Below are 13273 nucleotides of genomic sequence, written 5' to 3' on the forward strand. Positions count from 1 at the left end.
GGGGCGACAGCATCGTACACAGCCCCAAATAAAGCAGCATGACGATATATGCGGCTAGTTTAATCTCATTACGTTTCAACGGCTATAAGAATCGTGTGAGTGCGTTTTTGGCATGGAATGCCGAACGACTTTATCTGACTGGACGCCTTTGGGCGAAAAGAGTGTTCGATAGAGAGTGTCAGGAGGAACGATTGAAACATAGGCAAGGTTGGGCGGGTGCGATCTGCTGCTTTGTGCTTTTTATTGTGGTGTGTCTTTCATTGACGCTGAACGTGAAAGGAGCATTTAAGGCGGCTGGGCATCCTGAGGTTGGGTTGTTGTTTTTTATATTGCCAGGAGCAGCGGCCAGCTTTTTTTCCCATCGTCGTGAGGTGCTTAGACCTCTTCTCGGTGCAATGCTGGCGGCACCGTGTTGTTTGTTATTGATGCGATTTGTGTTTATGCCTACGCGTTCGCTGTGGCAAGAGCTTGCATGGTTGTTTAGTGCGGTGTTTTGGTGCGCGCTTGGCGCATTGTGTTTTCTGTTTATCAGTAGCCTATTTAATCAGCATCAGCAGCGGAAAAAACACTGATTACGCCCTCCAGTGGAGGGCGTAGAGACGGCAATCAGGCGAACAGATTCACATTCTCTTTTGCCCATGCTTCGAAATCCGTGCAGCCGCCGATGTGTTTCTGATCGACAAAAATCTGCGGTACGGTCTCTACCGGCTTACCAACCGTCTTTTCCAGATCGGCTTTTGAGATCCCTTCAGCATGAATATCAATGTAGCGGAAGTTAAAATCTTCATGCTCATTGCTTAATTTTTCTGCCAATTCTTTTGCGCGCACGCAATACGGGCACCCTGGGCGACCAAAAATAACAACAAACATCTCACTCTCCTCGAACTTATCAGGCCAGATGGCGAATGACTGTATGATGCCGCGATTTATGTCGGATGGAAAGTAGGTTCGGCCTGTTGCTTTGATACATCTACGCTATATCTGTTAAACATGAGAACTCGGAACGTTTTATACTACGAGCCACTTCGCCGGGAGGCCACGTATGCGCACTGTGGGTGTGTTACCTAAAAGCATATTGATTCTGGAAACGATCGGTATGGTGTCGTTAGCGCTGGCGCTATTGTCGCTTAACGATTATCTCACCTTACCCGCGCCGCTTAACAGTCCATTGGCCTGTGTGGTGATGATTTTTCTGGGGGTTTTGTTGATGCTTCCCGCCGCTGTGTTTTTAATGTGGCGCATTGCGCAACTGTTGGCGCCGCAGCTGATGTCGCGAACATCCAGCGTATCTTCCCGTTCAGCCAGAGAAAAAAGAGATGACTCCAACCATTGATTTACTTCGCAGCCACCGTTCTATTCGCCATTTCACCGAGGCGTCGATTTCGGATGCGCAGCGCGAGGCGATTATAGCTGCCGCGCAAGGCACCTCGAGCTCCAGTTTTTTACAGTGCAGCACGATTATTCGGGTGACGGATAAGGCCCTGCGAGAGTCGCTGGTGACGCTGTCGGGTGGGCAGCCGCACGTGGCGAAGGCTGCCGAATTCTGGGTGTTCTGCGCTGATTTTAACCGTCATTTACAGATTTGCCCTGACGCACAGCTGGGACTGGCAGAACAACTGCTGCTGGGCGTGGTTGATACGGCGATGATGGCGCAAAATGCGCTGACGGCTGCAGAGTCGCTGGGGCTTGGCGGTGTATATATTGGCGGACTGCGCAACAATATTGCGTCTGTAACTGAGTTACTGAAACTGCCGCAGCATGTTCTGCCGCTGTTTGGTCTGTGTCTCGGTTGGCCTGCAGATAATCCCGATATCAAGCCACGGCTGCCTGCGGCCATTGTGGTGCATGAAAATCAATACCAGCCGCTCGATAAGGACGCCCTGGCTCACTATGATGAACAGCTTGCGCAGTATTATCTGACCCGTGGCAGCAACACGCGTCGTGATACCTGGAGCGATCATATTCGCCGCACCATCATCAAAGAAAATCGCCCCTTTATTCTGGAATATTTGCACAAACAGGGATGGGCTACGCGCTAAAGATTTTAACCCGGTGTATGATACGCCGGCTTTCAGCAGGTCTTTCAGAGAGGTGCAGGGTGAAAATTGCCATTTTGTCCCGGGACGGAACGCTCTATTCTTGTAAGCGCCTGCGTGAAGCGGCGATGCAGCGCGGTCACCTGGTTGAAATTATCGATCCCCTTTCCTGTTATATGAACATTAGTCCGGCGGCGTCTTCGATTCATTACAAGGGCCGCCAGCTCCCTCATTTTGATGCGGTCATCCCACGAATCGGCTCGGCGATTACCTTTTACGGTACGGCGGCGTTGCGCCAGTTCGAGATGTTAGGGAGTTATCCGTTGAATGAGTCAGTGGCGATCACCCGTGCGCGCGATAAGCTGCGCTCATTGCAACTGCTGGCACGTCAGGGAATCGATCTCCCGATTACCGGAATCGCGCACTCACCGGACGATACCAGCGACATGATTGATATGGTCGGCGGCGCACCGTTGGTGGTGAAACTGGTAGAAGGCACGCAGGGTATCGGTGTGGTGCTGGCCGAAACGCGTCAGGCCGCGGAGAGCGTCGTGGATGCATTTCGAGGACTGAACGCACATATCCTTGTGCAGGAATATATTAAAGAGGCCAAAGGGCGGGATATTCGCTGTTTTGTCGTAGGGGACGAGGTGGTGGCCGCTATTGAGCGTCGGGCTAAAGAGGGCGATTTTCGTTCTAATCTCCATCGCGGTGGCGTGGCCAGTATTGCCAATATTACGACGCGTGAAAGGGACATCGCGATAAAAGCTGCCCGAACCATGGGCCTGGATGTGGCTGGCGTTGATATTTTGCGCGCAGACCGCGGGCCGCTGGTCATGGAAGTTAACGCTTCTCCGGGGCTTGAAGGCGTGGAGAAAACCACGGGGGTTGATATTGCCGGACGGATGATCAAGTGGATCGAACGTCATGCAACTCCGGAATTTTGTCTTAAAATCGGCGGCTGAACGCAATATCGATGGCGATCGTGGTATGACGCGGTCTTTTTGCGTAAGCTGTGCCGGTAATTTTTTCATCGAAAGAGGTCGCACATTATTATGACATCACTGGTCGTTCCCACTCTGGATACGTTGCGTCAATGGCTCGACGACCTGGGCATGAGTTTTTTTGAATGCGATACCTGTCAGGCGCTGCATTTACCTCATATGCAAAACTTTGACGGCATCTTTGATGCGAAAATTGATTTGGTGGATAACGTCATTCTGTTCTCTGCGATGGCGGAAGTCAGGCCATCGGCGTTGCTGCCGTTGGCCGCCGATCTGTCATCCATTAATGCCAGTTCGCTGACGGTGAAAGCCTTTCTGGACATGCAGGATGATAATCTGCCAAAGCTGGTGGTTTGCCAGTCTTTATACGTTGTGCCGGGCGTCACGTTTGAGCAGTTCGAATGTTTTGTTCGCCAGAGCGAAGAGCAGATATCCATGGTGATCCTTGAAGCCGGGGCGCATCAACTGTTATTTAACGCTGAAGAAGATGTGCAAAACAGCGGTACTGAGACCCATTTCCTCCATTAATATTTCCTGAGCAATGATGCCAAAAGCGCAGCCGCTGCCAGAGCGGTTGCGTATTACCCTATTTTTATTCTTCATTTAACCTTTTATTAAAGAATTATTCACCTAACTTCCACGCCTTCTGCCTTATGTCATAGATAAATCCTGCATAAAAAATTGATAAAAGACGTTTTTTTAACTGGGCTATATCCTCGAATCCTGGCTAAAGTTATTCTGGCGAGGCTTATAAACGTCATCCTTCAATGAACCCTTTATGGGCTGCATGCGACCGCAATGCATGTTGAATGATTCCGCGATTATTAGCGAGCCATAGCGGCACAGGGGAAGCCTCTTTTCTTATTTGTGCTGAATGAAAGAATATGCACGTTTCTTGCATATCATAGAGTGTGAATTTTTTGTTCGTTTGTTAACGAACTTTCAGAAGGAAAGAGATTATGACCGCCTTAAATAAAAAATGGTTATCAGGCCTGGTTGCGGGTGCTCTGATATCCCTCTCTGCCGGCACGCTCGCTGCTGAACAAAAAACGCTGCATATTTATAACTGGTCTGATTATATCGCCCCCGACACGGTGGCTAATTTTGAAAAAGAGACCGGCATTAAAGTGGTTTATGATGTGTTCGACTCCAATGAAGTACTGGAAGGTAAGCTCATGGCGGGTAGCACTGGCTTTGACCTTGTCGTTCCTTCCGCCAGCTTCCTTGAGCGTCAGCTTACTGCGGGTGTTTTCCAACCGCTGGACAAAAGTAAACTGCCAGACTGGAAAAACCTCGATCCCGAATTGCTGAAGCTGGTGGCGAAACACGATCCAGACAACAAGTTTGCGATGCCGTATATGTGGGCAACCACCGGTATTGGCTACAACGTGGATAAAGTGAAGGCGGTGCTGGGCGCGGATGCGCCGGTCGACAGTTGGGATCTGATCCTGAAGCCGGAAAATTTGGAAAAACTCAAAAGCTGCGGCGTCTCGTTCCTTGATGCCCCCGAAGAAGTGTTTGCCACCGTGCTGAATTACTTGGGTAAAGACCCCAACAGTACCAAAGCGGACGATTACACCGGACCGGCAACCGATCTGCTGTTGAAGCTGCGTCCGAATATTCGTTATTTCCACTCTTCTCAATACATTAACGATCTGGCAAACGGTGATAGCTGCGTGGCAATTGGTTGGGCAGGGGACGTATGGCAGGCCGCTAATCGCGCGAAAGAAGCGAAAAATGGCGTCAATATTTCCTTCTCAATTCCAAAAGAAGGGGCGATGGCGTTCTTCGATGTTTTCGCCATGCCTGCGGATGCTAAAAATAAAGACGAAGCGTATCAGTTCCTCAACTATCTGCTGCGTCCGGATGTGATTGCCCATATTTCCGACCACGTGTTCTACGCCAACGCGAACAAAGAGGCGACGGCGTTGGTCAGCCCTGAAGTTCGTGACAATCCGGGGATTTACCCGCCGGCCGATGTGCGAGCTAAGTTGTTCACTCTGAAAGTACAGGATCCGAAGATCGATCGTGTCCGTACTCGTGCCTGGACCAAGGTGAAAAGCGGGAAATAACCCGCGTCAGGGAGATGACCCGGCGGCGCGTAAGTCCGCCGGGACACCCGAACCCTGAACACTCATAACCCGGCAATACGCACCATGCTGGTGCGTTATTTGCACTGTTTCTTTGTTTTATGCCGGAGAGCACTCACGTGAATGATGCGACCCCCCGCCCACAGGCGAAGACCCGTAAAGCGCTAACCCCGCTGCTTGAAATTCGTAATCTGACCAAGTCTTTCGATGGCCAGCACGCCGTCGATGACGTCAGCCTGACTATCTACAAAGGCGAAATATTTGCCCTGCTAGGGGCCTCCGGCTGCGGCAAATCAACCCTGCTGCGCATGCTGGCGGGCTTTGAACTGCCGACCACCGGGCAAATTATGCTCGATGGTGTCGATTTAGCACACGTCCCGCCGTATCTGCGCCCGATTAATATGATGTTTCAGTCCTACGCGCTGTTCCCACATATGACGGTGGAGCAGAACATTGCCTTTGGCCTGAAGCAGGACAAGTTGCCGAAAGCTGAAATTACCAGCCGGGTCAACGAGATGCTGGGCCTGGTGCATATGCAGGAATTTGCCAAACGCAAACCGCATCAGCTTTCCGGCGGTCAGCGACAGCGTGTGGCGCTGGCGCGCAGCCTGGCAAAACGTCCTAAACTGCTGCTGCTGGACGAACCGATGGGGGCGCTGGATAAAAAGCTACGTGACCGCATGCAACTGGAAGTGGTCGATATCCTCGAACGTGTGGGTGCGACCTGTGTGATGGTAACGCACGATCAGGAAGAAGCCATGACGATGGCGGGGCGTATTGCGATCATGAATCGCGGCAAGTTCGTGCAAATCGGCGAACCTGAAGAGATTTACGAGCACCCGACCACCCGCTATAGCGCGGAATTTATTGGCTCGGTAAACGTGTTCGAGGGGCTACTGAAAGCGCGTCAGGAAGACGGCCTGATCATTGACTCTCCGGGGCTGGTCCATCCGCTGAAAGTCGATGCTGATGCCTCCATCGTTGATAACGTCCCGGTGTACGTCGCGCTGCGTCCGGAAAAAATTATGCTCTGTGAGACTCCACCGGCGGATGGCTATAACTTTGCGGTGGGGGAAGTGGTTCACATTGCCTATCTCGGTGATTTGTCGGTGTACCACGTACGTTTAAAAAGCGGCCAGATGTTGAGTGCTCAGCTACAAAACGAACATCGCTACCGTAAGGGGCTACCGACCTGGGGCGATGAGGTGCGTTTGTGTTGGGATGCGGACAGTTGCGTAGTGTTGACGGTTTAAGGAGTGAAAATGCGTACACTTGAACCTCCGGCGCGCGTGGACAACGCGAGCCGTTTCACGCTGTTTATGTCGCGGATGCAGATGAAGCATGGGCGCAAGGTGGTGATTGCGCTGCCGTATATCTGGCTGATTCTGCTGTTTTTGCTGCCATTTTTAATCGTTTTTAAGATCTCTTTTTCTGAGATGGCGCGGGCGATACCCCCGTATTCTGACCTCATCTCATGGGCCGACGACCAGCTCTCCATCACGCTTAATGTTGGCAACTTCCTGCAACTGACGGCTGACCCGCTGTATGTTGATGCTTACCTGCAGTCGTTGCAGGTGGCGGGGATTTCGACGATCTGCTGTTTGCTACTGGGATATCCACTGGCATGGGCTGTGGCACACAGCAAACCGTCAACGCGGAATATTCTGCTGTTGCTGGTGATCCTGCCTTCCTGGACCTCGTTTTTGATTCGCGTGTATGCCTGGATGGGGATCCTGAAAAATAACGGGATCCTGAATAATTTTCTGATGTGGCTGGGAGTTATCGATCAGCCGCTGACGATCCTGCACACCAATCTGGCGGTCTATATCGGGATTGTTTATGCATATTTGCCGTTTATGGTACTGCCGATCTACACCGCGTTGACACGTATCGACTATTCGCTGGTGGAAGCGGCGCTGGATCTTGGGGCCCGACCGCTGAAAACGTTCTTTAGCGTGATCGTGCCGTTGACCAAAGGCGGGATCATCGCAGGCTCAATGCTGGTGTTTATCCCGGCGGTCGGGGAGTTTGTGATCCCTGAACTGCTGGGCGGGCCGGACAGCATTATGATTGGCCGTGTGTTGTGGCAGGAGTTTTTCAATAACCGTGACTGGCCGGTGGCGTCGGCTGTGGCCATTATTATGCTGCTGTTATTGATTGTGCCGATCATGTGGTTCCATAAATATCAGCAAAAAAGTGTGGGGGAACACGGATGAATAATTTACCCGTCATTCGCTCACCGTGGCGTATTTTTATCCTGGTCATAGGGTTCACTTTCCTGTACGCGCCGATGCTGATGCTGGTTATCTATTCGTTTAACAGCTCCAAACTGGTGACGGTCTGGGCAGGGTGGTCGACGCGCTGGTACGGTGAATTGCTCCACGATACTGCCATGATAAGCGCTGTTGGGATGAGTTTGACCATCGCTGCCTGTGCGGCGACGATGGCATCGATCCTCGGCACGATTGCTGCGGTGGTGCTGGTGCGCTTTGGTCGTTTCCGGGGTTCTAATGGCTTTGCCTTTATGATAACAGCGCCGCTGGTTATGCCGGATGTCATCACCGGCCTGTCGCTGTTGTTGCTGTTTGTCGCCATGGCGCATGCTATTGGCTGGCCGGCAGATCGCGGGATGTTAACCATCTGGCTGGCGCACGTCACTTTCTGTACGGCGTATGTGGCGGTTGTTATCTCCTCGCGTTTGCGCGAACTGGATCACTCCATCGAAGAAGCGGCGATGGATCTTGGTGCCACGCCGCTGAAGGTCTTCTTTGTCATCACGCTGCCGATGATTATGCCGGCGGTGATTTCCGGCTGGCTGTTGGCTTTCACCCTGTCGCTTGACGATCTGGTGATCGCCAGCTTTGTTTCCGGTCCTGGGGCGACGACGTTGCCGATGCTGGTGTTCTCCAGCGTACGTATGGGGGTTAATCCAGAAATTAACGCGCTGGCGACGCTGATTCTTGGCGTGGTAGGAATTATCGGATTTATCGCGTGGTACCTGATGGCCCGGACAGAAAAGCAGCGGTTGCGCGATATCCAGCGTGCAAGACGCGGCTGAAAAAACTAAAATCTGCCAACCTCTACTCGGTGCAGCATGTGGCGCTGCACCGTTTTCACGGAAGACGACGCGTTGGGATTTTTTAAAAAATCATCCACATCACATGCTCGCTTAAACGTTCCTGCTTTAGTGCAGGTGGCGGCGCTCGCTATTATTATGATCCGCGGCCTCGATCTGTTGATGATTTTCAATACGTTGGGTGTGAGCGGGACAATGGCATTTATCCAGCGTAGCGTGCAGACCTGGAATTTAACGCTGGTGTTTTTAAGCAGTCTGATACTGGTGTTTATCGAAATTTACTGTGCCTTTTCATTGGTCAAAGGACGTAACTGGGCGCGCTGGATTTATCTGTTTACCCAGGTGGTGGCCTCCGGTTATTTGTGGGCGGCATCGTTAGGTTATGGTTATCCCGAGCTGTTCAGTATTGCGGGTGAATCGAAGCGTGAAATTTTTCGCACGCTGGTGATGCAGAAATTACCGGATATGCTGGTGCTGTTGTTGCTGTTTGTTCCGGCATCCAGTCGACGGTTCTTCCGTCTGCAATAATGTGTATAATCTTCGCCCCGGTTAATTTGAAGGTTTTCTTATGCAGTGCGCTCTTTATGACGCCGATCGCTGTCGTTCCTGTCAGTGGATAACACAGCCCGTTGGCGATCAACTCCGTGCAAAAATGGCCGATCTCCAGACTCTTCTTGCCGACTATTCGGTCGGGGAGTGGTGCGCGCCCGTCGTTGGCCCGGAGAGCGCTTTTCGTAATAAAGCCAAAATGGTGGTGAGCGGTAGCGTGGAAAAACCGCTGTTGGGCATGCTGCATCGTGACGGTACACCTGAAGATTTGTGCGACTGTCCGCTTTATCCTGCCTCATTTGCGCCGGTATTTGCCGCACTAAAACCCTTTATCGCCCGTGCCGGGTTGACGCCTTACAACGTAGCGCGTAAGCGGGGCGAACTGAAATATGTGCTGTTAACGGAAAGCCAGTTTGACGGCGGTATGATGCTGCGTTTTGTCTTACGCTCAGAGGCCAAGCTGAGCCAACTGCGCGCGGCGTTGCCGTGGCTGCAGGCGCAGTTACCGCAGTTAAAGGTGATAACGGTCAATATACAGCCGGTGCATATGGCGATTATGGAAGGCGAGACAGAAATCTTCCTGACGGAGCAGCAGGCGCTGGCTGAACGTTTTAATGATGTACCGCTGTGGATCCGCCCGCAGAGTTTCTTTCAAACCAACCCGGTAGTGGCTGAGCGTTTGTATGCCACGGCTCGCGATTGGGTGCGTCAGCTTTCGGTCAACCATATGTGGGATCTGTTTTGTGGTGTTGGCGGTTTTGGTCTGCATTGCGCTACGCCGCAGATGAAACTGACGGGTATCGAGATCGCACCAGAGGCGATCGCCTGTGCGAAACAATCTGCGCAGACGTTGGGGTTACAGAATCTGCACTTTCAAGCGCTCGATTCGACCCAATTCGCGACGGCACAGGAAGACGTTCCGGATCTGGTGCTGGTGAATCCGCCGCGTCGGGGCATTGGTAAACCCCTGTGTGATTATCTTTCCAGCATGGCACCGCCGTTTATCATCTACTCCAGCTGTAATGCGCAAAGCATGGCGAAGGATATTGGCGAGCTGCCAGGCTATCGCATAGAACGGGTTCAACTTTTCGATATGTTCCCGCACACCGCGCACTATGAAGTATTGACGCTGCTCAGCCGACAATAGTTTCTTTTCTTCGCAGGGAATACCTGATGACGCTTCGCTTGTCAGGTCTAAGGATGGATGCGGGTTGTTGGCCGCATTCGGTAAATGCAATAGACGAAAAAAAAGCCCGTACTTGCGTACGAGCTCTTTCTCAAATGTGGCGGTGAGAGAGGGGTTCGAACCCTCGATACGTTGCCGTATACACACTTTCCAGGCGTGCTCCTTCAGCCACTCGGACACCTCACCGTATTGTTGTTCCTGCGTTAGCGGAACGGGCGCTAATGTAGGGGAAACACCGCCCCGACGTCAATCTACTTTTTAAAAAAAACGTGCATTTACACAAACTTCAAGCAACATGGGGCGTAAATAAGCAAGAATTGCTTTTTTTGCCAGCATCCTAAAATTTGCTATTCTGATATTCCTTGGAAAATGATGATAAGTGCGAGAAAGTTCCGCATAACACTGCTCAGGAGTTAATATGGAAATACTTTTCTATCACCCGACATTCGATACGGCCTGGTGGCTGAAGGCACTGGCTAAGGCAATCCCAGGCGCAAATGTCCGTGAATGGAAGCGGGGTGATAATGCGCATGCTGACTATGCCCTCGTCTGGCATCCACCGGTTGATATGCTGGCAGGTCGCAAGTTAAAAGCTGTTTTCGCGTTGGGCGCCGGCGTGGACTCTATCCTCAGCAAGCTAAAAGCCCACCCTGAAATGCTGGATGCGTCAATCCCGCTTTTCCGTCTGGAAGATACCGGTATGGGTCTGCAAATGCAGGAATATGCGGTGAGTCAGGTGCTGCACTGGTTTCGACGCTTTGATGACTATCAGGCGCTAAAAAGTCAGGCGAAATGGCAACCGCTGCAAGAGTATACCCGCGAAGAGTTTACTGTCGGGATTATGGGGGCAGGGGTATTAGGGGCTAAAGTGGCTGAGAGCCTGCAAGCATGGGGCTTCCCGCTGCGTTGCTGGAGTCGGACGCGTAAATCCTGGCCCGGTGTGGAAAGCTTTGCCGGTACCGCAGAGCTGGCGGCGTTCCTGAGCCAAACGCGGGTGCTGATTAATCTTCTGCCAAATACGGCAGAAACGGTAGGTATTATTAACACCGGGCTGCTGAATCAATTGCAGGATGGGGCGTACGTGCTTAACCTGGCACGCGGGGTTCATCTGAAGGAAGACGATCTGCTGGCTGCGCTGAATACCGGAAAGTTGAAGGGCGCGATGCTGGACGTCTACAGCAGCGAGCCGCTACCGGAAAATAACCCTCTATGGAAACATCCGCGCGTGGCGATGACGCCGCATATTGCCGCCGTGACGCGTCCTGCAGAGGCCGTAGACTATATCTCACGCACCATTTTAAACCTTGAGAGTGGGAAAGCCGTAACGGGTCAAGTCGATCGCGTTAGGGGATATTGATAACAACCCGGCCAGCCGCCGGGTTTCGTCTAAACACCGTCCTACAGCTCTAATTATTTAGGGTATTAATGGTGGAGATACCTGCTATCCTTGACGAAAAATGACTACAGGAGAGAATTATGTATCCCGTTGACCTGCATATGCATACCGTCGCCAGCACCCACGCCTACAGTACCCTGAGTGATTACATCGCCGAAGCCAAACGCAAAGGTATCAAGCTGTTTGCGATCACCGATCACGGGCCGGACATGGCAGATGCCCCGCATCACTGGCATTTTATTAATATGCGCATTTGGCCAAGGTTGGTGGACGGGGTGGGAATTCTCCGCGGTATTGAAGCGAATATTAAAAATATTGACGGCGAGATCGACTGCTCCGGTCCGATGTTTACTTCCCTGGATTTAATCATTGCAGGCTTCCATGAGCCGGTTTTCGCACCTGTTGATAAAGACACGCATACCCAGGCGATGATTGCCACAATGGCGAGTGGTAATGTGCACATTATCAGTCATCCAGGAAATCCAAAGTATGAGTTAGACTTTACCGCCGTCGCACAGGCGGCAGCGAAATACCAGGTAGCACTGGAAATCAATAACTCCTCATTCCTGCATTCACGTAAGGGCAGTGAAGACAACTGTCGCGCAGTCGCCGCAGCGGTACGCGATGCCGGTGGATGGGTGGCGTTAGGATCGGATTCCCATACCGCCTTCACGCTGGGGGAATTTGGTGAATGCCGTAAAATCCTGGATGATGTGAACTTCCCGGAGGACAGAATTTTAAACGTATCGCCAAAACGCCTGCTGGCGTTTCTGGAATCGCGCGGCATGGAGCCTATCGCGGAATTTGCTGAACTTTAATTGTGAACTAACTGGAATACAACAATGAACGAGTTTTCTATCCTGTGTCGCGTCCTGGGATCGCTGTTTTACCGCCAACCGCAGGACCCGTTACTGGTTCCTCTTTTTACCGTGATCGGTGAGGGTAAACTGTCAGCAAGTTGGCCACTGGAGCAAGATGAACTGCTGGCTCGCTTACAGAAAAGCTGTGATATGCCGCAGGTGGCTGCAGATTATAACGCGCTGTTTGTCGGTGAAGAGTGTGCGGTGCCACCTTATCGCAGCGCTTGGGTCGAAGGTGCTAAGGAATCCGAAGTTCGCGCATTCCTTTCTGCGCGCGGTATGCCGCTGGCGGATACTCCTGCTGATCATATCGGCACATTGCTGCTGGCTGCGTCATGGCTTGAAGATCAGTCTGCTGAAGATGAAAGTGAAGCGCTGGAAACGTTATTCGTTGACTATCTGCTCCCGTGGTGTGGCGCGTTCCTTGGCAAAGTGGAAGCGCATGCCAGTTCCCCATTCTGGCGTACCATGGCGCCGCTGACGCGCGATGCGATTGGCGCGATGTGGGACGAGTTGCAGGAAGATACAGAAGAGTAAATGTGATTTAAGTCACTTTATTCTGCAACGCAATTTATCAGCTTGCATAAATTGTGTGCACGATCTCATTATCATGCCGTTTTTCTGCTAAGATGCGCGGCATGAACATACTTCTTTCTATTGCAATCACAACGGGCATTCTCTCCGGTATCTGGGGATGGGTGGCCGTTTCTCTTGGTTTACTCAGTTGGGCAGGTTTTTTGGGTTGTACAGCCTATTTTGCCTGTCCGCAGAGTGGGCTGAAAGGGCTGTGGATCTCAGCGTGTACGCTGTTAAGCGGTGTGGTGTGGGCGTTGGTGATTATTAACGGTAGTGCGCTTGCCCCGCATATGGACATCATCGGCTATGTCATTACGGGGATTGTTGCCTTCTTGATGTGCATTCAGGCTAAGCAATGGTTGCTTTCATTTGTGCCGGGTACGTTTATTGGTGCATGTGCAACATTTGCAGGGCAGGGGGACTGGCGTCTGGTTCTGCCTTCGTTAGCAGTGGGACTGGTGTTTGGCTATGCAATGAAGAACAGCGGATTGTGGCTGGGG

Annotated in this window: 16 protein-coding genes and 1 tRNA gene; 15 read left to right on the forward strand and 2 right to left on the reverse strand. The window is 51.9% G+C overall.

The features are described from left to right. Positions 1–191: 191 nt before the first annotated feature. A complete protein-coding gene (locus FDX01_RS20045; RefSeq protein WP_096759440.1) occupies positions 192–572 on the forward strand; it encodes an inner membrane protein YbjM in 381 nt (126 codons plus the stop codon). 34 nt (positions 573–606) lie between these two features. Here FDX01_RS20045 and FDX01_RS20050 read toward each other — a convergent pair whose 3' ends face one another. Continuing rightward, on the reverse strand, positions 607–870 hold the full coding sequence (locus FDX01_RS20050) for a GrxA family glutaredoxin (protein WP_137400350.1): 264 nt from the start codon (positions 868–870) through the stop codon (positions 607–609). Positions 871–1042: 172 nt separating this feature from the next. Here FDX01_RS20050 and FDX01_RS20055 point away from each other — a divergent pair, with 172 nt between their 5' ends. The 10 genes from FDX01_RS20055 (at position 1043) to rlmC (ending at position 9902) form a co-directional block, all read left to right on the forward strand. After that, a complete protein-coding gene (locus tag FDX01_RS20055; protein ID WP_096757712.1) occupies positions 1043–1333 on the forward strand; it encodes a DUF1418 family protein in 291 nt (96 codons plus the stop codon). After that, a complete protein-coding gene (gene nfsA, locus FDX01_RS20060; RefSeq protein WP_115258961.1) occupies positions 1317–2039 on the forward strand; it encodes a nitroreductase NfsA in 723 nt (240 codons plus the stop codon). The genes FDX01_RS20055 and nfsA overlap by 17 nt, the downstream gene beginning before the upstream one ends. Positions 2040–2098: 59 nt before the next feature. After that, on the forward strand, positions 2099–3001 hold the full coding sequence (gene rimK, locus FDX01_RS20065) for a 30S ribosomal protein S6--L-glutamate ligase (RefSeq protein ID WP_117341700.1): 903 nt from the start codon (positions 2099–2101) through the stop codon (positions 2999–3001). Positions 3002–3091: 90 nt separating this feature from the next. After that, positions 3092–3568: a YbjN domain-containing protein gene (locus FDX01_RS20070; RefSeq protein ID WP_096757709.1), complete on the forward strand. Its 477-nt coding sequence runs from the start codon at positions 3092–3094 to the stop codon at positions 3566–3568. Positions 3569–3999: 431 nt separating this feature from the next. Further along, entirely contained in the window at positions 4000–5112 is a 1113-nt protein-coding gene (gene potF / locus FDX01_RS20075) for a spermidine/putrescine ABC transporter substrate-binding protein PotF (protein ID WP_096757708.1), read from the forward strand. 137 nt (positions 5113–5249) lie between these two features. Next, positions 5250–6383 (forward strand): putrescine ABC transporter ATP-binding subunit PotG, encoded by a 1134-nt coding sequence (gene potG, locus FDX01_RS20080; protein ID WP_096757707.1) that lies wholly within the window; start codon positions 5250–5252, stop codon positions 6381–6383. 9 nt (positions 6384–6392) lie between these two features. After that, positions 6393–7346 carry a putrescine ABC transporter permease PotH gene (gene potH / locus FDX01_RS20085; protein WP_115258957.1) on the forward strand — a complete coding sequence of 318 codons (954 nt, stop codon included), beginning with the start codon at positions 6393–6395 and terminating at the stop codon, positions 7344–7346. Continuing rightward, complete coding sequence (potI, locus tag FDX01_RS20090) at positions 7343–8188, forward strand: putrescine ABC transporter permease PotI (protein WP_137400351.1); 846 nt, start codon at positions 7343–7345, stop codon at positions 8186–8188. Before potH ends, potI begins: the two co-directional genes overlap by 4 nt. Before the next feature lie 36 nt (positions 8189–8224). Continuing rightward, the gene (locus FDX01_RS20095) at positions 8225–8734 is read left to right on the forward strand and encodes a YbjO family protein (protein WP_096757704.1); all 510 of its coding nucleotides are present in this window, start codon (positions 8225–8227) and stop codon (positions 8732–8734) included. Positions 8735–8774: 40 nt separating this feature from the next. After that, complete coding sequence (gene rlmC / locus FDX01_RS20100; RefSeq protein ID WP_137400352.1) at positions 8775–9902, forward strand: 23S rRNA (uracil(747)-C(5))-methyltransferase RlmC; 1128 nt, start codon at positions 8775–8777, stop codon at positions 9900–9902. Between the two features lie 137 nt (positions 9903–10039). On the opposite strand, the gene FDX01_RS20105 is transcribed toward rlmC, so the two are convergent. Next, positions 10040–10127: transfer RNA gene (locus FDX01_RS20105), tRNA-Ser, on the reverse strand. A 232-nt stretch (positions 10128–10359) separates the two neighbouring features. Between FDX01_RS20105 and ghrA the strand changes: the two genes are divergently transcribed. The 4 genes from ghrA to FDX01_RS20125 form a co-directional block, all read left to right on the forward strand. After that, a complete protein-coding gene (ghrA, locus tag FDX01_RS20110) occupies positions 10360–11298 on the forward strand; it encodes a glyoxylate/hydroxypyruvate reductase GhrA (protein ID WP_096757599.1) in 939 nt (312 codons plus the stop codon). 119 nt (positions 11299–11417) lie between these two features. Further along, positions 11418–12155 (forward strand): phosphatase, encoded by a 738-nt coding sequence (locus FDX01_RS20115; RefSeq protein ID WP_115258890.1) that lies wholly within the window; start codon positions 11418–11420, stop codon positions 12153–12155. A gap of 24 nt (positions 12156–12179) precedes the next feature. Next, positions 12180–12734 (forward strand): molecular chaperone, encoded by a 555-nt coding sequence (locus FDX01_RS20120; RefSeq protein WP_115258889.1) that lies wholly within the window; start codon positions 12180–12182, stop codon positions 12732–12734. 101 nt (positions 12735–12835) lie between these two features. Continuing rightward, a partial coding sequence (locus FDX01_RS20125; RefSeq protein ID WP_137400380.1) for a DUF1097 domain-containing protein occupies positions 12836–13273 on the forward strand: 438 nt, incomplete at its 3' end.

The sequence above is a fragment of the Citrobacter sp. wls613 genome, assembly GCF_005281195.1.
Lineage (GTDB): Bacteria > Pseudomonadota > Gammaproteobacteria > Enterobacterales > Enterobacteriaceae > Citrobacter > Citrobacter gillenii.